The organism is Oricola nitratireducens (genome assembly GCF_014904745.1).
Lineage (GTDB): Bacteria > Pseudomonadota > Alphaproteobacteria > Rhizobiales > Rhizobiaceae > Oricola > Oricola nitratireducens.
Window position 1 is genome coordinate 236,350 of record NZ_JACZCS010000014.1, and the last position, 23,208, is coordinate 259,557.

The window sequence follows — 23,208 nt, forward strand, 5'->3', positions numbered from 1 at the left end:
TCAGGCGAGCAATTTGTCCTGGCGGGCGCGCAATTCGGCGATCAGCGAGCCCTCTTTCGGCCTTGCATTGTCCCAGGTGATCAACTCGCCCTTCGCAATCGGCTTCAAGGCGGTCCCGTTCTCGAGAAGACCGCAGGGGATGGCATTGGAGCGCTTCGCGTCCGCGGCGGTCAGCGTCCATGAACGGTAGCAATACTGGCCAACCGCATCGAGCTTTTCGCCGGCTGCGATATCGCGTTTGGCGACGGCGCAGACCTCCGCCACCCGCCTCGGCAGAGGCACCATGTCGCGCTTGCCGTGCAGGACAATGCGGGCCGCCGTCAGCGGCACTTCAAGCGACGTCAGGTGATAGGGGCGGTGAAAGGTGAAATACGGTCCCTCGCCCATCTTCAGGTCCGACATGCGCTCGTGGATGCGCGAATGCTCGGCCTTGATGATCACGAAGATGCCCGGAGAGACGCCCTTGCCGATGGAATAATCAACGCAGCCGGGCTTCGACAGGACCCCGCCGTCTTCCTTCGGGATCAGCACCGAGGCCAGCTGATCCACGGTTGCGCGCGGGCCGTGCATGCCGGGAACGTCCGGGACAAGGCCGGTCGCGTTGGCGATGGCCGCCATCTCGACCATCGTCTTGGACCCGTCGACGAATTCGACCAGCATGCGGACATTCATGTTCCGCCGGTCGGCCTCCTCCTGGTAGTCGTCCGGTACGGCGTCGAAATTGAGCGGATTGTTCTTGCCCTTGCCCGCGCAGACGACCGAATGGCCCATGGCTGTGACGAATTCGATGATCTCCATGCAGGACGACGGCTCGTCGCCGGCGCCCAATGTGTAGATCACACCGGCCTTGTCGGCCTCGTGCTTCAGATACGGGCCGATGCAAACATCACATTCGACGTTCATCATGATGAGATGCTTGCCGTGACCGATCGTCCGCATGCCGATCTCGGCTCCGGCCTCGGGCACGCCGGTCGCGTCGATCACCACGTCGATCATGCCGTGCGAAAGCGCGAGATCCAGATCGCCGGTGACGGCGATCTTGCCGGCTTCCATGGCGGCCGACATCTGGTCGTGGCTGGAGACGTCGCGGGTGTGGCCCGGTTCGCCATAGGCCATTTCGGCACCGATTGCGGCGCGGCCTTTCGTACGCTCCACCACGGCGCCGACGCGGATACCCTGCATCTGCGCGACCTGGGTGAAAATATCCGTTCCCATCTCGCCGGTTCCGACAAGGCCGATGCGGATCGGCTTGCCCGACAGGGAGCGTTCGCGCAGCTCGGCTGCGAGACCGGTCAGGGCGACGTTGGGTGGTAATATCGGCATGAAATCTCTGGCAACACGTGCTGTCCACGGGCGACCCGCGGGATCGGAACCTTCTTCACCATTGATGCGGCGAAAGCAACCGTCGACGCTGAAATGTCGCACCGCAAATGTGCCTTACGAAGGCAGATTTGCGAGTCCGATCATACTGTTGCGGAAAAAAGCGAAGGCGCGCGATCAACGCGCTGAGAAACCGATTCAACGCCCCGCGCTAGAGATCCAGCGATTTCAACAGCCCGGCGACCTCCTCCCGGACGTCCTCATGCTTCAGCGCGAGCAATATGTTCGCTTCGAGGAAGCCGAATTTCGACCCACAGTCGAAGGTCCGTCCGTTGAAGGAAACGCCGAAAAACGGTTCTGACTTCAGCATGGTCAGCATCGCGTCGGTCAGCTGGATCTCACCGCCCGCTCCGGTCGCCTGCGTCGACAGGATGTCCATGATCCGCGGCTGCAGGATGTAGCGACCGTTAATGTAGAGATTGGAGGGAGCAGTGCCCGGCGCCGGCTTTTCCACCATCCCGGTAATCTCGAAGGCCGCGCCCTTTTGTGCGCCTGTCGCCACGATGCCGTATTTGTGGGCGAGGTCCGGCGTCGTTTCCTGCACCGAGATGATATTGCCGCCGACATCGTCATAGGCATCCATCATCTGTTTGAGACAACCCGGCTCGCCGTCCATGACCATGTCCGGCAGCAAGACGGCAAAGGGGTCGTCGCCGACGATGTCGCGGGCGCACCAGACGGCGTGGCCGAGGCCCAGCGGCTTCTGCTGGCGGGTAAAGCTGATCCGGCCGGCACCGGGCGTTTGCGCATCGAGCGTTTCCGCAGCCGCGGTCTTGCCGCGCTCGCGCAGCGTCGCGTCGAGCTCGTACTGATAATCGAAGTGATCCTCGATCAGGACCTTGCCGCGCCCGGTGACGAAAACGACATGTTCGATCCCCGCCTCGAAGGCCTCATCGACGCAATATTGCACGACGGGCCGGTCGACGACCGGCAGCATTTCCTTCGGCAGCGTCTTGGTCGCAGGGAGAAAACGGGTCCCCAGACCGGCAACGGGGATGACGGCTTTACGGACAGGTTGAGCCATGTCGGTGTTATCTCTCCTTTTGCAATCGGGTTCAGCGAGGCTTTCGCAATGCAACATAAAGATATTTTATAACGACGTAACCCGCGGCCAGGTTCCGTTGCAAGATGCGGCCGTATGACAGCAAAGCCCTTGAGCCGGAAGACCATCCTTGTTTCACATGCCGAACTGCTTGATAAGCGCGAAGCAAATCACAACTCGAAACTGGTACCCCGGGAATGAGCGAATTCCATATCAACGATCTCGTCGACGTGACACGGGAAGCGGGCAAGGCGGCAATGGCGATTTATTCGCGCGATCACGACGTCGCCTTCAAGGAAGACAAGAGCCCTGTCACGGAAGCCGACCTCGCGGTCGACAATTTGCTGTTTGCCGCGCTCAGCAAGCGCTATCCGGACATTCCCATCGTTACCGAGGAGCGTGCCGCGACGCATGCATCCCAGCGGGGTAACCGGTTCTTTCTCATCGACCCCATAGACGGAACCAAGGAATTCATCCGCAAGACCGGCGAATTCACGATCAATATCGCGCTGATCGAAGACGGCGCGCCGATTGCGGGAATCGTCTACGCTCCGGCCACAGGACGGATGTTCGTCGGTGACCGGACATCCGGCGCCCGTGAAATCGACGAGGACGGATCGTCGCATGAAATTGCCGTGCGAACCTGCGGCCCGCAACCGACAGCGGTCGCCAGCCGTTCACACATGACGCCGGAAACGGAATCCTTCATTTCGGAAAATAAAATTGGCGAATGCGTCAATGCGGGATCGTCGCTGAAATTTTGCCTTGTCGCAGCCGGCGAAGCGGACATTTATCCGCGTTTCGGGCCGACGATGGAATGGGATACCGCCGCCGGTCACGCGGTTCTCGCCGCGGCGGGCGGCAAGGTTTTGACATGCGACGGTTCCCCACTTAGCTACGGCAAATCCCAGTTCAGGAATCCGAATTTCATCGCCGCGTCGTCCACTGTCAGATATATTGTTCCCGCAAACACGCAGCCCGTCTGAGGCTCGTGCGCCGGCAAGCCGGCTTGGTGGGCGACCAATCGGAGAATACCCCGTAATGAAGTCCCTCACCCATCTGCAACGGCTCGAAGCCGAAAGCATCCACATCATGCGCGAGGTGGCGGCAGAGGCTGACAATCCGGTCATGCTTTATTCGATCGGCAAGGATTCAGCCGTCATGCTGCATCTCGCGCTAAAGGCATTCTATCCGGCAAAGCCGCCCTTCCCGTTGATGCATGTCGACACGACGTGGAAATTCCGCGAAATGATCACTTTTCGCGACAAGGTCGCCGAGAAATACGGGCTCGATCTTATCGTTCATGTCAATGAAGACGGGGTACGGCAGGGTATCGGCCCATTCACGCACGGCTCCTCGGTGCACACCGATGTGATGAAAACGCAAGCGCTCAAACAGGCGCTGGACAAGCACAAATTCGATGTCGCCTTCGGCGGCGCGCGGCGTGACGAGGAAAAGTCGCGCGCAAAGGAACGCGTCTTCTCGTTTCGCAGCGCCGACCACCGCTGGGACCCGAAAAACCAGCGCCCTGAACTGTGGCGGCTGTTCAACGCCCGCAAGAACAAGGGTGAATCGATCCGCGTCTTCCCGTTGTCGAACTGGACCGAGCTCGACATCTGGCAATACATCCATCGGGAAAAGATCGACATCGTGCCGCTCTATTTCGCGGCGCCACGCCCTGTCGTGGAGCGGGACGGCGCCTTGATCATGATCGATGACGAACGCATGGAACTGCTGCCCGGCGAGGTCGCGCAGGAAAAGACAGTGCGGTTCCGCACGCTCGGCTGCTATCCGCTGACCGGCGGCATCGAGAGCGAAGCGGCGACCCTGCCGGAAATCATCCAGGAAATGCTTCTGACGACGACCTCCGAACGCCAGGGCCGCATGATCGATCATGATCAGGCCGCCTCGATGGAGAAGAAGAAGCAGGAGGGCTATTTCTGATGGCGCACAAGTCCGATCTGATCGCCTCCGATATCGAAGGTTACCTGAAATCCCAGGAAGAGAAGTCGCTGCTTCGCTTCATCACCTGCGGCAGTGTCGACGACGGCAAGTCGACGCTGATCGGACGGCTGCTCTACGAGTCCAAGCTGATCTTCGAGGATCAGCTCTCGGCACTGGAAGCCGACTCGAAGAAGATGGGCACACAGGGCAATCGCATAGACTTCGCGCTTCTGGTCGATGGCCTGGCCTCGGAACGCGAACAAGGCATCACGATCGATGTCGCCTATCGGTTCTTTTCCACCGAGAAACGCAAATTCATCGTCGCCGACACGCCCGGCCACGAACAATACACGCGCAACATGGCGACCGGCGCCTCGAACGCCGATCTCGCCATCATCCTGATCGACGCGCGCAAGGGCATTCTCACGCAGACACGGCGCCATTCCTTCATCGTTTCGCGTCTCGGCATTGAGAACGTGGTGCTCGCCGTCAACAAGATGGATCTTGTCGGCTATTCGCAGCAGGTCTTCTCCGATATCGAGATCGCCTACCGGGCGTTCGCGAAGGAACTCGGCGGAATCGAACACATTACAGCCATCCCGATGTCGGCGCTTGAAGGCGACAATATCGTCGAGCGCAGCGCCAATACGGACTGGTACAACGGTCCGGTTCTGCTCGAGCATCTGGAGACCGTCGGCGTGCGCGACGTGATGCAGACGAAAGCGTTCCGCATGCCGGTGCAATGGGTGAACCGGCCGAACCTCGATTTCCGCGGCTTTGCCGGTTTCATCTCTTCCGGCACCATCAAGCCCGGCGACCGAATCAAGGTCCTGCCGTCCGCAAAGGAAAGCACGGTCGCGCGGATTGTCACCATTGACGGCGACCTCGACGAGGCTGTCGCCGGCCAATCCGTGACGCTGACGCTCGAAGACGAGATCGACATCTCGCGCGGCGACACGATCTGCACGGCGGGCGATCCGGCCGAGGTCGCCAACCAATTCGAGACGACGCTGCTCTGGATGGCCGACGAGCCGATGTATCCGGGCCGCCCCTATGTGATGAAGATCGGCACCTCGACCGTCAACGCAACGATCACGCGGCCGAAATACCGCATCGACGTCAATACGCTCGCCCACGAGGCGGCGCATGAATTGCAGCTCAACGAGGTGGGCGTCTGCAACCTGTCGCTCGACCGGGCGATCGCCTTCGATCCTTATGCCGACAACCGCGAGACCGGCGGTTTCATCCTGATCGACAAGATGACCAATGCGACGGTCGGCATGGGCATGATCCATTTCGCGCTGCGCCGTTCCTCGAACGTGCATTGGCAGGCGCTCGATGTCGAACGTTCGACGCGATCGGCGATGAAGGGCCACAAACCGGCTGTTCTCTGGTTCACCGGCCTGTCCGGATCCGGGAAATCGACCATCGCCAATATCGTCGACCGCAAACTGATCGCCGCCGGCGCGCATACGATGATCCTGGACGGCGACAATGTCCGGCACGGGCTCAACAAGGATCTTGGCTTCACCGACGCCGACCGGGTCGAGAATATCCGCCGCGTGGCCGAAGTCGCCAAGCTGATGACGGATGCCGGACTGATCACGCTCGTCTCGTTCATTTCACCGTTCAGGGCCGAACGCCGGCTCGCAAGAGACCTGATGGCCGGGGGTGAATTCGTCGAAGTCCATGTCGACACGTCGCTCGAAGTCGCCGAAGCCCGCGACCGCAAGGGGCTCTACAAGAAGGCGCGTGCCGGTCTGATCAAGAATTTCACCGGAATCGACTCACCCTATGAAGAGCCGGAGAACCCGGAAATCCGTATCGACACGTCAGAGGTCTCCGCGGAGGCAGCCGCCGATGAAATCATCCGGCAACTGGCCGAAGCGGGAGTCGTGACCCTCTAGGCGGATTCGTTTTCCGGATCGCGGAAAGGTCCCTAATCTTCGCGGAAGGCGCGGGTGAACGAGTCGGTCAACGGCTTGGCGAGGTATTCGAGGAAGGTACGGTCGCCGGTCGAGATCATCGCTTCGACCGGCATGCCCGGATAGATCTGTTCGCGATTGATTTCCGGCGGCAGATCGTCGGTGATGCGCAGGCGCGCCACGTAGTAGGATTGGCCGGAGGCAGCATCCACCAGCCGGTCGGGCGAAATGTAGGACACCGTTCCGGAAACCTGCGGCGTGCTCCTCGAATTCAATGCCACAAAGCGCAACTCGGCCTTCTGGCCGGGCCGCACGATATCGATGTCAGTCGGCCGGATCCGGCCCTCGACGATCAGTTCGGAGTTGGTCGGCAGCAACTGCGCAAGCTCTCCGGCCGGCTGGATCACGCTGCCGGGCGTATTCTGGAAAATCCGGATCACGACGCCATCCGACGGCGCACGGACCTCGGTCCGGTCGAGAACGTCCTGCGCCGCATTCATCTGCTCTTCGAGGTTGCCCATTTTGGCGCTGACGTCGCTCAAATCCGAAAGCGATTGTTCGACGCGCTGGGTTTCCTGCCGGACGAGTTGCTCGCGCGCTTCGACGATCTGGGACTTCGTCTGCTCGATCTGGGACGCGATCGAACCGATCTGCCCGACCAGTTCGGCCTGGGCACGCAGAAGCGCGGTGTATTCCGAGCGGTTGACGAGGCCCTGATCGAGCAGGGTTTCCTTTCGGCGCGTCTCTTCACTCACCACCGCAAGCTGCTCTTCCAGCGCCTTTTTCTGGCTATCGTAGCCGGAGATCCCTTCTGTTCCGGCGCCGACGCGCTGTTTGAGAATGACGATTTCGGAGTTGTAGCGCGCCAGGCGCGCGGCGAACTCGTCACGCTGTTCTTCGAGGACATGATCGAGACCATGTTTTCCGGCCAGTGCGACAAGCCCGCTGTCAAACTCCAAAGCCGCCTTGCCGTCGCGTTGTGCTTCAAGCCGTTCCTTGCGTGCCCGCAAGCCGATCCATTGTTTCGTCAGTGCGTTCAAAGATGACTGTGCGCGGGTCGGATCCATCGTGAACAGCGGCTCGCCCGCCGTTACACGTTCCCCCTCATGGACATGGACCTCTTGCAGGATGCCACCTTCGAGATGCTGGACGATCTGGTTGTTGCCCGCAGCCGCCACGATGCCCGAGACGATTGCCGCTCCCGCAAGCGGCACCGTCGCGGCCCAGATGCCGAATCCCCCGATGAAAAGTGCGACCGCGAGATATCCCAGAAGCGCAATTTTGCGCGTTCCGGTTTTCACCGAAGACGTCCAATCCTGACCGGCCCGTAACGCGGAATCCGTCATGGCTGCCTCGTTTGCTCGTCTTCGTCAGGTACTTGACGGGATAAGGGGCGCAATCCGGGTCCAAACGTTGCGAAAGGCGATATTTGCCTTGCCCTGTCGGGAGCATCGGCCTGCATGACGGCTTTTCCTGTATTGGCGTTGGCCGCCAGCTTCCGCTTCCCGGCCGCATCCATCGACTGCTGCTTCTTCCGGGCCAGCACTTGATCGCGCGGCCCGTAGTCCTCGATCATTCCGGCGCGCAGCACGAGCAACATGTCGACCTCGCGCACGATCGACATGCGCTGCGTCACAATGATCACCGTCGCTCCTGCGACGCGCGCCTCGTCGATCGCCCGCTCAAGCGCCCGTTCGCCGTCACTGTCCAGATTGGCATTCGGCTCATCGAGTACCAGGAGATTTGGCCTGCCATAGAAGGCACGGGCCAAGCCGACACGTTGGCGTTGACCGCCCGACAGCACCATCCCCTGCGGTCCGATCACCGTGTCGTAGCCCTGCGGCATGGACTGGATGAGATCATGGACTTGCGCGCGGACCGCCGCCTCCACCATTTCCGCGTCTTCGAAATTCGGCGCAAAGCGGGCAATGTTCTCGGCAATCGTTCCCGGCAGAAGCTCCACGTCCTGCGGCAGATAGCCGATGTGCTGTCCGAGGACTTCGCTGTCCCAGTTGCCGATGTCGGCGCCGTCGAAACGGACGGCCCCCGCGCGCGGGCTGATCGCGCCAACAACAAGGCGCGCGAGCGTGGACTTCCCTGCCCCGCTCGGACCGATGACGCCGACCACGGCGCCGGCCGGAATCCGGAAACTCACGTTTTTCAGAATCGGCGCGGCGTCGGCGGCTGAATTGGGTGCGAAATAGGTCACGTTTTCGACCTCCACGCGTCCGCGCGGCGCCGGCAGATCGGTGAAGTCGCGATCCTTCCCGGCGGAGACGGTCCTGCCGGAAAGACGTCGCCACGCCGTGCGCGCATCCATGTATTGCCGCCAGCCGCCGATGACCTGGTCGATCGGCTGCAGTCCCCGACCAGAGATCAGGGACGTTGCGAAAATCATTCCCGCGGTCATTTCTCCTTTCAGGACGAGCAGCGCACCGACGCCGAGCACGGCGATCTGCAGCCCGAGGCGCAAAAAGCGCGACAACCCGGCAAACAATGCGTTGATGCGAGCGATATCGTCATGAGCCTCGAGTTCCGGCGCGTGTTGGCGCGCCCAGGCCGAAACAGCGTTGCCGACCATCCCCATCGCGCGCAGTGTCTCCGCGTTGCGCACGAAGGTCTGCGCGGTCATCAGAGCCGCGATACCGTTTTCGGACGCCCGGCGCGCCGCCGCCTGCGTCGCCGCCTGATTGGCGATCGCGATACCGGCAAGGACAACGGCTCCGGCCGACGTCATCCAGAACAGAACCGGATGCACCAGCCAAAGCAGGAGGATGAAGAGCGGCGCGAACGGAAGGTCGAACAGAGAGAACATCAACCTGGATGCAATGAAGGAGCGCACGGCGGCGAGATCGCGCAGGTTCTGAATGTCGCCGAGGCTGGCGCGCGGCGAACCCATGGACGCCACCATCGCATTCCTGCTGTGCGAGACGTCCAGGCGCGCCGCAAGGCGGTTGGCGTAGATTCCGCGCACGATCTCCAGTATGGCGAGCAATCCGAGCGCGGCGACCGCGATAATCGTCAGAAAGACCAGCGTTTCCATGCTCGAAGACGGCAGGACGCGATCGTAAATCTGCAGCATGTACAGAGGCATAACGAGCATCAGCGCATTGACGACGAAAGAGAAGACGCCGATTTCCGCGACAGCGCGCGCCGCCGGGGCAAATTTGGGTTTCATCGTCGAAATTCCCGCTCACCGCTTTCCACAATCATCACCGCCCGATCCTTTTTGGTCAGCCGCGATATGCCGGTGAAGGCAATCGGCGGCCCTGTCGCTTTTCCGCTCCCGGCTGGCACTGGAGCAATCCAGCCGTTCTAATCGGACTGTTCAGACCGAAGCCGCCAAGCCGCCCGGCCTCACATTTGCGAGCGATACAGGACTCCGATTATCGGGATTTGAAATTATCGAAGCGTAAAGAATGGCCCGCAGACGGGATGAATGCGCTGATCGTCGCTATTCCTGACTCTTTTCGAGACGATCGTCTTCGTCCGGATTGGCCGATGCGGCCAGTATGACCAGCGTAATCACGAAGGCGCTGTCCATGATATCGTGCTCGAATATGATCCCCGTCATTCCCGTGATCACGTAGCTTGCCGTCAACGAAACACCGATTGCCATCCGCAATCGCCATGCGGCATCACGCGGCGCGACTGCGGCTATCCAGACAGGCGCAGCCAACACGACCATCAAAACGACCAGTCCCGCAGCTCCGGCATCCAACAGGGCGGCCAGGAAACCGTTATGCGGATGGGTAAACGGGATGCGGCGCCATTCCTGGGGCAGGTTCTGCCTTACCGCATTCATTCGCCCGGCAAGCCCGTACCCAGCCAACGGCGCCGCCTCGATCGCACGCCACGCGCCCTGATACATCAACAGGCGAAGACCGGTGGACGACTGGTAATCGCCGGACTGCCGGATATTCGCGATGTCATCCTCGAACATCTCGACGCGCTGGATCAATGGCGCGCTGGCGAAACTGACGCCAAGCAGCACCGCTGCGAGCGACAGGGCCAGGCCCCGGCGGAAAAGCCGCTTCGGCATTGTCGGACCAACCGCCCAAAGAATGATCGCCGACACGAACGGCAACATGACCCATGCTGTCCTCAAACCCGAGGCGAATACGCAAAACACCATGGCGAAATAGGACAGAATTCCGAGCCACCGCCGGTCGTTTCGGGACGACATGACGTTCAGTACGCCGATCGAACCGAACACCAGAGCCATGACGGCGAACACGCCAGGATTGCCACAAAACGTATCCGCGCGCCTGCCTAGCCAGAATGTTTCATAGGCGGCATGCGGCACGGCCAGCAACGTCGAAAAACCGCTGCCCAGTACGAAAGAATCCAGCATTTTCGCGCGATTGGAAAGGCGCAGCCGAAACAGGAAAAACATCGGCGAGAAAAAAATCAGAAGAGATTGCCAGTACTGCCATGTGTCGAGCCCCGAATGGGCGAACGTGAAAAGAATTTTCACCGCCGCATAGGCGAACGTGGCAACGACAATCGCGACCGTGTTGCGGTTCGCCCGGACCGGCAGACGGCCGGCCAGAAAGGACATGATCGCCCAGATGAACGTGGACCAGACGATGACGGACAACAGGCTTCCGAAGGCCGGCGCCGATGCACCGATAAAAAAAGCCCAGATCAGATTGTTGCGATCCATCGCATCCAACCGATGCAAAGCGGCATGGATTTTTCGCGGATCGAAGGTCAGAGGTAGCTCAAGCGGCGACATTCGGCTTTCGGATGGCGCATTGCGCATCGGGAATCCACTGATATCTTGCCCTCGCCCCGCTTCTGTTTCACCGGCTGGTCAATCAGCTAAGCGGCCGACAACGAGACCGTAAAGGAGCGGCAAAGCCAAGGCAACGCGCCCTCGTGTTCACATCGCGAATTGGGTGCCGACAGACGGAATAACCGTGACCCCGAGAAGCGAACCGGTCCGCGTCAAGCACGCCTTGAACGATCCATCCCGTGTTTACGATACAGCCCGGAAACCAGCGGAAGTCTCACCGCTAGGCTATCCTGTTTTCAGGTTTTTTCCCGGCGTGCGCCGCGCCAAAGCCCGCCTTCTTCGAAAGATCGATCACCTGACTTGGATAATGGGCGCGGTTGAATTCGTCGGTAAGCGTCAGCAAGAGATCCCTCAGAGCGGCTTCCTCGAGTTCGTCGACCCCTTTCATCAGCGTCGCCAAAATGCCGTCGATCTTGTCACGCACGTCCATGGGCCGGTTGGCTTTCATGATTTTCGGATGGGCGGTCGTGCTCGTCGAATCGGCATTGTACAAGAGCTCTTCGTGCATCTTTTCGCCCGGCCGGAGCCCGATGATCTTGATCTCGACATCTCCGTCGGGATTCGCTTCGTCCCGGACCCGCATGCCGGCAAGGCCGATCATATTGCGCGCCAGTTCCCAGATAGAGATCGGCTCCCCCATGTCCAACAGGAACGTTTCGCCGCCCTTGGACATGGCGGCCGCCTGCACGATCAGTTCAACCGCCTCAGAGGCCGCCATGAAGTAGCGCGTGACGTCCCTATCGGTGACGGTCACCGGGCCGCCATTTTCGATCTGTTCCTTGAAGAGGGGCACGACAGAACCGCTCGACCCGATCACATTACCGAAGCGAACCGAGAGAAACGTCTGACCGGTCTGCATTCCGGCGGCGTTTTCGGCATGCTTACGGATGATCAGCTCACCAATGCGCTTCGTCGCCCCCATGACGCTCGTCGGATTGACCGCCTTGTCGGTCGAAATGAAGACAAAACGCTTTACGCCGTTTTGAAACGCGACTTCTGTCGTAACCTGAGTCCCGATAATGTTGTTACGGATCGCTTCGTGGACATTTTGCTCCACGAGGTCGACATGTTTGTACGCTGCGGCGTGGAATACCGCGCCAATTGGCTCGCGCCTGAAAACGCGCTCCATGAATTTGCGGTCGGCTACCGAGCCAAGAAACGCGTGCAGCGGGTAGACTCGATTGGCGTTCGGAAGCGACCGTGCAACCTGGTAGAGGGAATACTCATTGCTGTCGACAAGGATCAGTTCCCGCGGCCCATAAGCGTCCACGAGCTTGGTGAGGCTCGTTCCGATCGAGCCGCCAGCCCCGGTGATGAGGATGCGATTGCCGCGGACAACCTCTTCGATCAGGTCCCGGTCCGGGGGAACCGTTGACCGACCAATCAATTCGCCAATATCGAAATTCCGCAGGGTATTCACGCTGAAATGGCCGGCCGCAAAGTCGGACACCGCCGGCAGGACGCGCACCCTCACCGGCAGTTGCGCGAGCGTCGAGCCGATGCTGAGCTTGCGCGCGCCTGTCGCCGAAGGAATACTCAGAATAACTTCTTCAATACCGAGATTTCTGACAAGGTTTTCAAGCTGTTGCGGAGGATAGACACGCAGACCGGCCACATCGCGTCCCTGCAGATCCCGATCGTCATCGATGAAGCCAAGCAATTTTGCCTGGCTTCCGGTGCCCAATACCGCGGCAAGCTGTGTTCCCGCACGCCCGGCGCCGTAGATCAACGTTCGACGCCGTTTTTGCGAGTCGACGGCACTATACAGCATCCATTTCGCCAGAAAGCGGCTGGACGCGATCAAGACAAACCCGACTACCGCATAGAGAAAAGGAACGCTTCTAGAAATACCGAAAGTACCGAAGCCCTCGGTGAAAAACGCCAGTGCGGTCCATAACAGTGCTGCCAGAACCACTGCCTGGAAAATCGTAAGAAAAGCCCTGTCCGGAAGGTAGCGCAGAACAGCCCGGTAAAGGCCAAGCCGAATGAATATCGGCACAGCAATCAAGGGTGCCGCGATAATGTACGCGATCTCGGAAATATCAAAACCATGCCCTCTGCCGCGCGTGACGAAAAACGCTAACGTGGCCGCCCCAGTCAAGGCAGCGAAATCGAAGAGGAGTTGAGCGCCCTGTTTTTCCCGGCGAGACAGCCTGGTCGCCAAAAACGAGGTTATGTTCCTAAGATCGTAGGCAGCCATCAAAGATAGATTTCGCTTGTTCTGATTCGTTAGATGGTGACAGGCTTTTCGTCGTTGTCGATAGGCAATTTATCGTGGCAACAATACCGCGATTTCTTGGCATTGGAGGAACATTTCAACACGTTCCATTTCACTGTGTGAATTGCGTCACGCCCGCGATCGAAGAAAAACGAGCGCGCAACATCATAAAGACGGCGAAGGACCTCAACTACCGGAGAGTGGCTGGGGCGGCTGGATTCGAACCAGCGCATGGCGGTACCAAAAACCGCTGCCTTACCGCTTGGCTACGCCCCAAATCCTTTCGCGGCGCGTGTCGCCGTTAACGGGATGGTAATATCACGAGGCACGATATGCGCCGGATGTCCGCCGCCGAAAATCGGCTCGTTCGCTGGTGAGCCGGTATATATTCGTACCGCGGCCTGTCAAGTTCATTGCCAGATCAGGAGCGTGAACCGGCAACGGAAAAGAACGGCGGGTGGTCGGCATCAGCGGCTTTGCAGGCGGGAAAGGTATCCGAGCGTGGAACAGCTCATGCCCGGGGAACAAAATGGACCGCACGGCGCCACCTGATCATGCGCCGAAGGGAAACCGACGAATGTGAAGGCATGCAGATGCGAAAACTCAAACATCTCGGATACGGGCTCGCCGCCACATGTGTCCTGGCCCTGGGATCGGCATGCGAGGCAAACGCGATGGACTTGATATTCTGCAAAGTGACAACCGATACAGCCAAGATCGACACCGGGTTTGCCGATGCATTGTGCGCCAGGGCGGCCGAGGTTCTCGATGCAAAGCCGATGGCACGCGCGGCTCTGGATTCGACCATTGCCGACACCCCGGCTGACGACATGACGACCCGTTTCCATGTCCTTGAAGCCCGCATCGTCTCGCAACACGCGATCTCCTATCGCTACGCTGTCGGAACCGCGCAGGAATGGCGGACCGACGGGCAGAACCGCTTCGATGACATGCACATCGAAATCAGCGATGCGCCCCTCAACGATGCGGCGCTTGCCATGCTTGCCGATACCCTGCGCCGTTTGACGCAATAGCCGCTTGTCCGGGCCCGTTAAGAAATCGTTGGTCAATCAGGTCGATTTGATTCCGCGGCTTAATCTTTTTTTTCAACCTCAAACGTAAAACCGATCCGATCCGTCTTGTTTTCAAACAGGCTGATTGGAGAAACTGACGATGTGCCTGTCCTGCGCAGCTCTGAAAACCTATTCGAGCGATTGCGTGTTCGCCGCGAGCGCGGCGCCGCTTGCGGACGGCAACGACGCTCCCACTTACGCCGATCTTCCCGGTACCAGTGCGACTGGCGCCTCGATCGGCATCGGCGGCAGCTACGTCGGGGACCTGGAAACGGTAGGTGACAGCGACTGGATCGCAGTTAACCTTGTCGCCGGCGAAACCTATGTGATCAACTTGTCCGGCTACGGTGCGACGCCGGTCACGGACACGTATCTGAGCCTTTATTCGCCGGGATCGACGAGCCGCGCCAGCGGCACGCTGGTCGGCTTCGACGACGACAGTGGTCCGGACTTGAACTCGTCGCTGGTTTACACCGCCACATCGAGCGGCACCTACTATATCGACGCAGGCTCCTACAACGACAGTCTGGCGGGCGGATACATGGTCGAGGCGGCGACCTATACGCCGCCGGACAACGGTCAGTTCTGGACAACACAGCAAATCGCCGACCAGCTGACGATGGGCTACTGGGGCGGCTCGCAGCGGGCATTCAATGTCGGCGCGGACGACGCCATAACCTTCAACCTGACGGCGCTCAACGCGACCTATGCCGGGATGGCGCGAAGCGCGCTCGCGACATGGTCCGACATCATCGGCGTGCAGTTCGTCGAAACCTCCGGCTCCGCGGAAATCACTTTCACGCAAACAGGGAGCATGCAGGCCTATTCCTCGTCCAGCCGCAGCGGCTCGACGATCCTGTCATCGAACGTGAACGTCGCCTCGGATTGGCTGACGAGCCAGGGCTCGGCCTATACCCTCCAGACGTTCATTCACGAGATCGGCCACGCGCTGGGCCTCGGCCACGCGGGCGACTACAACGGCAGCGCCACCTACGGCGTCGACAATCTCTACGCCAACGACTCCTGGCAAGCGACGGTGATGTCGTATTTCAGCCAGTACGAGAACACTGCCGTCAACGCCTCCTACGCATATCTGCTGACGCCAATGCTCGCCGATATCGTGGCGATCACCGATCTCTATGGCGCCGGCGGCACGACCCGAACGGGCAATACCGTTTACGGGTATAACAACAATACCGGCAACAGCAGCTTCAGCGCGGCGGTTCTCGACGACCAAGGCACGAATTACGCGCTGACAATCGTCGATGACGGCGGCACCGACACAATCGATCTCAGCGAGTCCACGCATAACAACCGCATCGACCTTACCCCGGGATCGATTTCCGACACCGGCGGGCTGATCGGGAATCTGTCGATCGCCTCCGGGACGGTGATTGAAAATGCATTCGGCGGATCAGGCGCTGACACCATAACCGGCAATGACGCAAACAATGTCCTCGCCGGCGGCGCCGGAAACGATGCGCTCTATGGCGGCGACGGCGACGATGTCCTGCACGGCGAAGCAGGCGCCGACGCTCTCTACGGCGGCGCCGGATCCGACTGGGCAAGTTACTACGATGCGACCTCCAACACGACCGCCGATCTGCAGATTTCCGGCAATAACACCGGCCTTGCCGCCGGCGACAGCTATTCGTCCATCGAAAACCTGCAGGGTTCCGGCCATGACGACCAGCTTTTCGGCGACGGCGGCGCCAACATGCTGCGGGGCGAAGGCGGCAACGACACGATCCACGGACGTGATGGCAACGACACGATTGAGGGCGGTGACGGCAACGACACGTTGTACGGAGACGCCGGAAACGACGTGCTGTGGGGTCATGACGGCAACGACACGCTCGACGCCGGAGCCGGAACCGGCGTGTGGCAATATCTCTTTGGCGGTGCCGGTGACGACACCTACATCTATGCCAAGGACAATGGAAACGTCTTCATCTCCGCCGCCACCGAAGGCGCCGGCGACGGCGCGGCCGACCGCGTCGTCTTCCAGGACCTCAATTTTTCCGACATCAGCTTCGACTCCTACACCTACTCCAATGTGAACGGCACCTCGCTGCGAATGCTGTGGAACGACGGCTCGGCCAGCGGCGAATTGCGCATCGGGCAGGAAGGCCAGCATATCGAGGCCTATCAATTCGCCGACGGGACCGTCATGACGTGGGCCGAGTTGCTGGCCACGCCGGACCCGGCCGCGATCAACGGCACGGCGGCCAACGATACGCTCTTCGGCGACGCGGGCGACAACACCATCAATGGCCTCGGCGGAAACGACGTGCTGTGGGGTTATGGCGGTAACGACACGCTCGACGCCGGAGCCGGAACCGGCGTGTGGCAATATCTCTTTGGCGGTACCGGGGACGACACCTACATCTATGCCAAGGACAATGGAAACGTCTTCATCTCCGCCGCCACCGAAGGCGCCGGCGACGGCGCGGCCGACCGCGTCGTCTTCCAGGACCTCAATTTCTCCGACATCAGCTTCGACTCCTACACCTACTCCAATGTGAACGGCACCTCGCTGCGGATGCTGTGGAACGATGGCTCGGCCAGCGGCGAATTGCGCATCGGACAGGAAGGCCAGCATATCGAGGCCTATGAATTCGCCGACGGGACCGTCATGACATGGGCCGAGTTGCTGGCCACGCCGGACCCGGCCGCGATCAACGGCACGGCGGCCAACGATACGCTCTTCGGCGACGCGGGCGACAACACCATCAACGGCCTCGGCGGAAACGACGTGCTGTGGGGTTATGACGGCAACGACACGCTCGACGCCGGAGCCGGAACCGGCGTGTGGCAATATCTCTTTGGCGGCACCGGTGACGATACCTACGTCTACGCCAAGGACAACGGACGCGTCTTCATCTCCGCCGCCACCGAAGGCGCCGGCGACGGCGCGGCCGACCGCGTCGTCTTCCAGGACCTCAATTTCTCCGACATCAGCTTCGACTCCTACACCTACTCCAATGTGAACGGCACCTCGCTGCGGATGCTGTGGAACGACGGCTCGGCCAGCGGCGAACTGCGCATCGGACAGGAAGGCCAGCATATCGAGGCCTATGAATTCGCCGACGGGACCGTCATGACATGGGCCGAACTGACCGGAGTGTCCGGGTCTGATTTCGATTTCATGTCCTGAGCCGGCCCGGACGCATGTCTGGTCGCTGCCAACCGGGCCCTCTTGAGACAGACAACCCAGGGCTGCTCGCGCCCGAAGAGCGTATCTTCGCCTGTTTGAGCGCACCGTTGATTTCATCGCGCCGACATGCGCCCGAAATTGAATTTCGCGTCATGACGGCAACACGCATCCGTAATCTTCGCCCCCTAAATCTTGCCGATCCGCACGCGCGTATTGAGCAAAAACCCTACATATTGTGTGAACAGCGGGTTTTTCGTTGAAGCCGACAGGCATTATGTTACCAGCGGGTGGAAGTCTTAAGAGCCCGATTCATGATCATTTCGAGAACCCCTTTCCGCATGTCATTTTTCGGAGGGGGAACAGACTATCCCGACTGGTACCGCAAACATGGTGGCGCGGTGCTCTCGACGACATTCGACAAATACACCTATGTCAGCTGCAGGCAGCTCCCGCCATTCTTCGATTTCAAATATCGAATCGCCTATTCGAAACTCGAGAACACCAAGACCATTGATGAAATCGAGCACCCGGCGGTCCGCGCCGTGCTTCGCGAAACAGAGCTGGAATGCGGGCTGGAAGTCCATTGCGACGCCGACTTGCCGGCCCGCTCCGGTCTCGGATCGTCATCTTCCTTTGTGGTTGGCTTGTTGAATACGCTGGCCGCGTTTCAGGGGCGGCGCGTCACGAAGCAGTGGCTCGCGGACGAAGCAATTCGCATCGAGCAGGATGTCCTTGGTGAGGCGGTCGGCTCCCAGGATCAGTTCGCGGCAGCACTGGGTGGCTTCAACCTCATTCAGTTCGGTCGTGACGGCACGGTCAGGGCAGAGCCGGTTATTGTGCCGGCGGCGCGCAAGGAGGAACTGAATCGGCACCTCATACTTGTTTTCACGGGTTTTTCGCGCTTTTCATCGCATATCGCAGAAGCCCAGCTGGAAAGCATGAAAGAAAAAAGCCCGTCGCTTCACCGCATGCGATCCATGGTGGACGAGGCGCTGGACCTTCTTGAATCAAACCGCGATATTCGCGGTTTCGGCGAACTGCTTCATGAGGGGTGGGTGCATAAACGCGGACTGACGAACAAAATCAGCAACGAGAGCATCGACGCAGTATATGAACGCGCCCGACGCGCCGGCGCGATCGGCGGCAAACTGATGGGCGCCGGCGGCGGCGGCTTCATGATGCTGTTTGCATCACCCGATAAGCATGGCGACATTCGCGACGCCCTGGACGGTTTGGTGCATGTTCCCTTCAAGTTCGAGACCTCAGGAAGCCAGATCGTTCACTATGCGCCGTAAGTGCAAGGCGAGACCTCGCGTCCGTCCCACGAATTCGCCCGGTCATGCCACGGTATCGAGGGGCAATGGTCATGCCTAGGAAGCGCATCGTATGCGTGTACGGGACGCGACCGGAAGCCGTCAAAATGGCGCCCATTATCCAAAGGCTCCGGAAGGAAAACTGGGTTGAGCTTCGGACCTTGTTCACCGGCCAACATCGGGAGCTGGCGTCCGAGGTCATGGCGGATTTCGGGATCGATGCCGATACCAGCCTGAACGTGATGGCGCCCGACCAAACGCTGACCGGCTTGACCGCAAAACTCCTGCAGGCGCTTGAACCGCAGCTGCAACACGAAAAACCCGACATGATGATTGCGCAAGGCGACACCACAACGGTCATGACCGTCGCCTTGGCTTGTTTTTACCAGAAAATTCCGTTCGCCCATATTGAAGCCGGATTGCGGACCGGCGACATGCAAAATCCCTTTCCCGAAGAATTCAACAGGGTCGTGTGCGGCCGCCTGGCGAGTCTCCATTTCGCGCCGACGCGTTCGGCCGCCGAGGCGCTTTTAAAAGAACAAGTGCCCAAAGAGCAGATCATGATCGTCGGGAATACGGTTATCGATGCGCTTTTCGGGCTCCCGGAAACCGCGCTCGAAGCGCCGTGGCAGACCCGCGAAGACAGACGCCTGATCCTCATGACGGTGCATCGGCGCGAAAATTTCGGTGAACCGTTGGCGCGTATCCTTTCCGCCGTTCGAGACATCGTCGATACTCATGACAATGTGGAAGTGCTTTTGCCGGTGCACCCCAATCCAAACGTGGAGCGCACGGTAAGAGATATGCTTGGCAGCCGCGAAAGGATTCACCTTTGCAGTCCTCTCCCCTACAGGCAGTTCACAGCCGCCCTTCGGCAAGCATACCTCGTCATTACAGATTCAGGCGGGGTGCAGGAGGAGGCGCCGGCGCTTGGAAAGCCAGTCGTGGTGACCCGGGAACAGACCGAACGCCCGGAAGCGGTTGAGGCTGGCGTCGCTGTTCTGGCAGGCACCCAGTACAAACGAATTTACGATGTTCTGAACATGCTCCTCACCGATCAGAAAGCCTATCGGAGAATGGCTTTGGGCGGATCGCCATACGGCGACGGCAAGGCCGCGGAGCGTATCGTCGATGCCCTGAGGCACTATTTTGACATCAGCGCGCGTCGAGAAACGGAAGACTTCGTCGAGTTATGAGCCAGCCATCCAATCGAGATCGCCAAAGGCGCTTCATCCTGGTCGACCAGAGCTTGCAGAATTCGGGGGGCCACTACCTCGAATACGCCATACGCGTTCTACGCGAGGCAAAAAAGCAAGGCTATGTCACTGTCCTGGGCACCAACAAAAAATGTGATTCGATCGACAATTCCCATATCGACATAGTCGACAACGCTTTCACGCTTACCTTTTTCGAGAACTTGCCGGCCGACACGAAGGTCGTGCCGGCCAGACACCGCGCAATGGCGATACTCTGCCGCTGGAAGGAACGTCTGAAAGGCGCCCTGGCCGGCACAACGGCAGGCGTTGCCTATCTTGCGGCGCGCCAAGGCACTCCACGCCACCTCGCGATCAAAAGCCTCGACGACTTGAGACAGTCCCGTTTGGCGAGACTGCAGGCTACGACGGGATTTGCCCTTGCCTTCGCCCAGGCGAGATTTCATCGCCTTCCGCGGCTGCTGCGCTGGCCGACAAAGCTCGGCTTGCGGGTGCTCGGTGTGGTCATGATACCGCTCGGTCTGGCGCTTTTCCTGCCGCTCGCAGCGATTATCGGCGCCAAGAGGTTTTTCAGAACAACCTCATCCGATGGAAAAAAGCAGGAGCAGTTCCGCGATGACCTGCGCTCCTTTTTCCGCAACATCAATCCGTCCGCGGGCGACATATTGTTCGTCCCCACGCTTGGAAGCAACGAGCTTCTCGGGATAGCGTCGTTCCTCGAGAAAACGAAGCACGACGACATTTCGTGGCGATTTCTTTTCCGGCGCAATATCTATACCGGGCGGGAGCCGCAATACTCGTCCCAGATACGCTCCGCCACGGACACATCGGAAGGTCTTTTTCAGTTCAGAAAGACGGCCGACGGGGCAGATGCCCGGTTCTACACCGACACCGACGCGTTAAGTGAGCAATACCGGACACTTGGTGTATTCGACTTTACGACACTGCCGATACCGCTTGACGAATCCAATGTCGAGGACGCCGAAAAAGGGACGCCTCCCCTCAAGCTAACCTACATCGGTGATGCCAGGACCGAGAAAGGCTATCCGAGCCTTTCTCGATGCGTCAGGGATGTCAGCGCAGCCGGATATACCGAGCAACAGCTCCGGTTCGTGATTCAGAGCAACTTCAATATCCCGCTGGGCGAACCGGTTTGCCGTATCGCCAAGACCGAACTCACGTCCGAATCCGCCGATTTTGTGAAGCTGCCGGAAGGACCGTTTTCAAGCGCGGAATACGCAGCACTTTTAAACGAAGCGAATATTCTGCTCATCCCCTATCTTTCCGAGAACTACTATGCGCGCAGCTCGGGAATTTTCGCCGAAGCGGTTGCCGCGGGAATCCCCAGCGTCACCACCGACAAATCGTGGATGTCGCAAGAGCTGTTGTCGGCCAATCAAGCCTATTACCGGTCGTGCCTCGAGACACACAAGGTATCGCAATCGATCCGCGTCAAAGACGTGGAACAGCTGTCGGAATTGAGGATCGTCCCACGCGGAAAAGGCGAATACGCGCACTTCATCGTCGAGATCGATCAGTTCGCTGGCCAGCCGGGGCACTATCTCGATATCCGGTGGGTATCCAGCCCCCGGAAAGTGGCGCTGCCGAATTCGAGCCCGCCATACCTGCACCAATACACAATCGACCTCAGGATCCAAAAGGCTCTCGGATTAATCCGGCTTCCCGGGAACGTCGATGAAATCCGTTTGAAGCTCAGTTTCGATCGCGGAGACGAGAACCGCCATGAACCGGAGACACTGCCGATCAAGGAGTTGACGCTCCATCAGCTCACGACAAGGAATACGTTGCCGCTATTTAGGGGTTCGGCGCTGTTTTCGCGTCCCGAAGATTTTAGTCTGGCGACAATCGAATTGATCGAGCATTACGACGCCTATTTGCAGGCCGCGCAGGAACTGAAGAAGCGCTGGACAGAGTTTCACTCCTGCGAAACGCTCGTCAATATGCTTACGGAAACAAGATCATGAATGTGCGGATCGCTGCAGTCTCCGATGTGGTCGTCGGTTACGGATCTCCGCAGATCCCGGCCTTCATTCGCTCTTTGTGCAAACTGTTCGATACCGAAGGCGTCATCATTCAGCCGTCGGTGCCGGGGCGGGTGCCTGGGCACCACCACAACAACGACCACATGTCGGTCATCACGGTTCCGACCGCCATGCATCCCTACAGTTATCTCGGCAACAGGTCGTACAAGAGCCGGGCGGCGGATTTGCTGAACTCGATGCGGCCCGACATCGTCGCGATTTTCAACTACAACTGCCTGGAGATCGTGAACCTGCTCGAATACAAGCCGAAGAAAGTGGTCCATTACGCGCTGGAGGACGCCGAGTCGTATATCGGCGCCAACACCATCAGCGCGGAACGCGAAAAGGGGCTGAAGGCCGCGTCCGCCCGCACGGATATCTGGATATTTCCGGAATCGAACCGGGCCCTGATCGATGCAAGCCGATACGGACTGCGGTCCGACCAGATCGGGATTGTCTACAACACGGCCGATGCGCCCTGCAGGCCGAAGCAGCAAAAGTCCGGCAAGATCATCTATGCGGGAACCATCGATCCGAAGAGGACCATCGGCGACTTCATACTCGACTCCGACGTCAACAAATTCGCGATTGATGTCTATGGCAACCTGTCGGGAAGCGAGGCCGCCGTCGCGGAAATGCGCGAGGAGTTCAAGAACCTGAAGACTTCGCCGACATCGAACACGACATGGTTCGGGCAGATTCCGCGCAGCCAGCTCGACGAGATATTGCCTTCCTACGATTTTGCCCTGGTGTTCTGGCTTCCGATATCGCACGCCCTGCTGAACGCCGCTCCGAACAAGCTTTTCCAGGCGATCGCGGCAGGCGTTCCTCCCATCACCGCGCCGCACCCGCAGGCCAGGATGCTGGTGGAGCGCTATGGATGCGGCCTGTTGCTGGAAGGCTGGGAACGCCATCACCTGATCGCCGGCCTGAAGACGGCGGTCGAACTGATGGGGACGAGCGAATATGATGAACTCGTGGCGAATTGCGAACGCGCGGTCGAACAGGAATTGTCGTGGGATGTTCAAATAAACAGGTTCATCCGCCAGTTCGACGTTTCGTCCTGGCTGCAGTGACCTCCCGACCGGGAAACGAATACAGG

General features: G+C 59.7%; 15 protein-coding genes and 1 tRNA gene. 9 read left to right on the top strand and 7 right to left on the bottom strand.

The window, feature by feature from the left end; genetic code table 11:
- Positions 1-1,323, bottom strand: a complete 1,323-nt coding sequence (locus tag IG169_RS09640) for an NAD(P)H-dependent oxidoreductase (protein WP_193175983.1) — start codon at positions 1,321-1,323, stop codon at positions 1-3.
- A gap of 208 nt (positions 1,324-1,531) precedes the next feature.
- On the bottom strand, positions 1,532-2,404 hold the full coding sequence (gene galU / locus IG169_RS09645) for a UTP--glucose-1-phosphate uridylyltransferase GalU (protein WP_193175984.1): 873 nt from the start codon (positions 2,402-2,404) through the stop codon (positions 1,532-1,534).
- A 215-nt stretch (positions 2,405-2,619) separates the two neighbouring features.
- Here galU and cysQ point away from each other — a divergent pair, with 215 nt between their 5' ends.
- The 3 genes from cysQ to cysN are packed head-to-tail and all read left to right on the top strand — an operon-like array spanning position 2,620 to position 6,273.
- Positions 2,620-3,408, top strand: coding sequence for a 3'(2'),5'-bisphosphate nucleotidase CysQ (cysQ, locus tag IG169_RS09650; protein WP_193175985.1), 789 nt, complete (start codon positions 2,620-2,622; stop codon positions 3,406-3,408).
- A gap of 55 nt (positions 3,409-3,463) precedes the next feature.
- The gene (gene cysD / locus IG169_RS09655) at positions 3,464-4,366 is read left to right on the top strand and encodes a sulfate adenylyltransferase subunit CysD (RefSeq protein ID WP_193175986.1); all 903 of its coding nucleotides are present in this window, start codon (positions 3,464-3,466) and stop codon (positions 4,364-4,366) included.
- Positions 4,366-6,273, top strand: coding sequence for a sulfate adenylyltransferase subunit CysN (gene cysN / locus IG169_RS09660; RefSeq protein WP_193175987.1), 1,908 nt, complete (start codon positions 4,366-4,368; stop codon positions 6,271-6,273). The genes cysD and cysN overlap by 1 nt, the downstream gene beginning before the upstream one ends.
- Positions 6,274-6,305: 32 nt before the next feature.
- Here the strand turns inward: cysN and IG169_RS09665 are convergent, their stop codons facing one another.
- From IG169_RS09665 to IG169_RS09685, 5 genes are all read right to left on the bottom strand, one after another.
- Positions 6,306-7,592: an HlyD family type I secretion periplasmic adaptor subunit gene (locus IG169_RS09665; RefSeq protein ID WP_193175988.1), complete on the bottom strand. Its 1,287-nt coding sequence runs from the start codon at positions 7,590-7,592 to the stop codon at positions 6,306-6,308.
- Positions 7,593-7,633: 41 nt separating this feature from the next.
- Positions 7,634-9,469: a type I secretion system permease/ATPase gene (locus IG169_RS09670; RefSeq protein WP_193175989.1), complete on the bottom strand. Its 1,836-nt coding sequence runs from the start codon at positions 9,467-9,469 to the stop codon at positions 7,634-7,636.
- A gap of 276 nt (positions 9,470-9,745) precedes the next feature.
- Positions 9,746-11,029, bottom strand: coding sequence for an O-antigen ligase family protein (locus tag IG169_RS09675; RefSeq protein WP_193175990.1), 1,284 nt, complete (start codon positions 11,027-11,029; stop codon positions 9,746-9,748).
- Positions 11,030-11,309: 280 nt separating this feature from the next.
- Entirely contained in the window at positions 11,310-13,289 is a 1,980-nt protein-coding gene (locus tag IG169_RS09680; RefSeq protein ID WP_193175991.1) for a polysaccharide biosynthesis protein, read from the bottom strand.
- 219 nt (positions 13,290-13,508) lie between these two features.
- Positions 13,509-13,583 (bottom strand) — tRNA-Gln (locus IG169_RS09685).
- A 137-nt stretch (positions 13,584-13,720) separates the two neighbouring features.
- Between IG169_RS09685 and IG169_RS09690 the strand changes: the two genes are divergently transcribed.
- From IG169_RS09690 to IG169_RS09715, 6 genes are all read left to right on the top strand, one after another.
- Positions 13,721-14,341 (top strand): hypothetical protein, encoded by a 621-nt coding sequence (locus IG169_RS09690; RefSeq protein WP_193175992.1) that lies wholly within the window; start codon positions 13,721-13,723, stop codon positions 14,339-14,341.
- A 139-nt stretch (positions 14,342-14,480) separates the two neighbouring features.
- Complete coding sequence (locus tag IG169_RS24035) at positions 14,481-17,537, top strand: M10 family metallopeptidase (protein WP_193175993.1); 3,057 nt, start codon at positions 14,481-14,483, stop codon at positions 17,535-17,537.
- A gap of 311 nt (positions 17,538-17,848) precedes the next feature.
- Positions 17,849-18,832 carry a GHMP family kinase ATP-binding protein gene (locus IG169_RS09700; RefSeq protein ID WP_193175994.1) on the top strand — a complete coding sequence of 328 codons (984 nt, stop codon included), beginning with the start codon at positions 17,849-17,851 and terminating at the stop codon, positions 18,830-18,832.
- A gap of 71 nt (positions 18,833-18,903) precedes the next feature.
- Entirely contained in the window at positions 18,904-20,046 is a 1,143-nt protein-coding gene (gene wecB, locus IG169_RS09705; RefSeq protein WP_193175995.1) for a non-hydrolyzing UDP-N-acetylglucosamine 2-epimerase, read from the top strand.
- Positions 20,043-22,049 carry a glycosyltransferase gene (locus tag IG169_RS09710; RefSeq protein ID WP_193175996.1) on the top strand — a complete coding sequence of 669 codons (2,007 nt, stop codon included), beginning with the start codon at positions 20,043-20,045 and terminating at the stop codon, positions 22,047-22,049. Before wecB ends, IG169_RS09710 begins: the two co-directional genes overlap by 4 nt.
- Positions 22,046-23,182 carry a glycosyltransferase family protein gene (locus IG169_RS09715; protein ID WP_193175997.1) on the top strand — a complete coding sequence of 379 codons (1,137 nt, stop codon included), beginning with the start codon at positions 22,046-22,048 and terminating at the stop codon, positions 23,180-23,182. Before IG169_RS09710 ends, IG169_RS09715 begins: the two co-directional genes overlap by 4 nt.
- Positions 23,183-23,208: the final 26 nt, after the last annotated feature.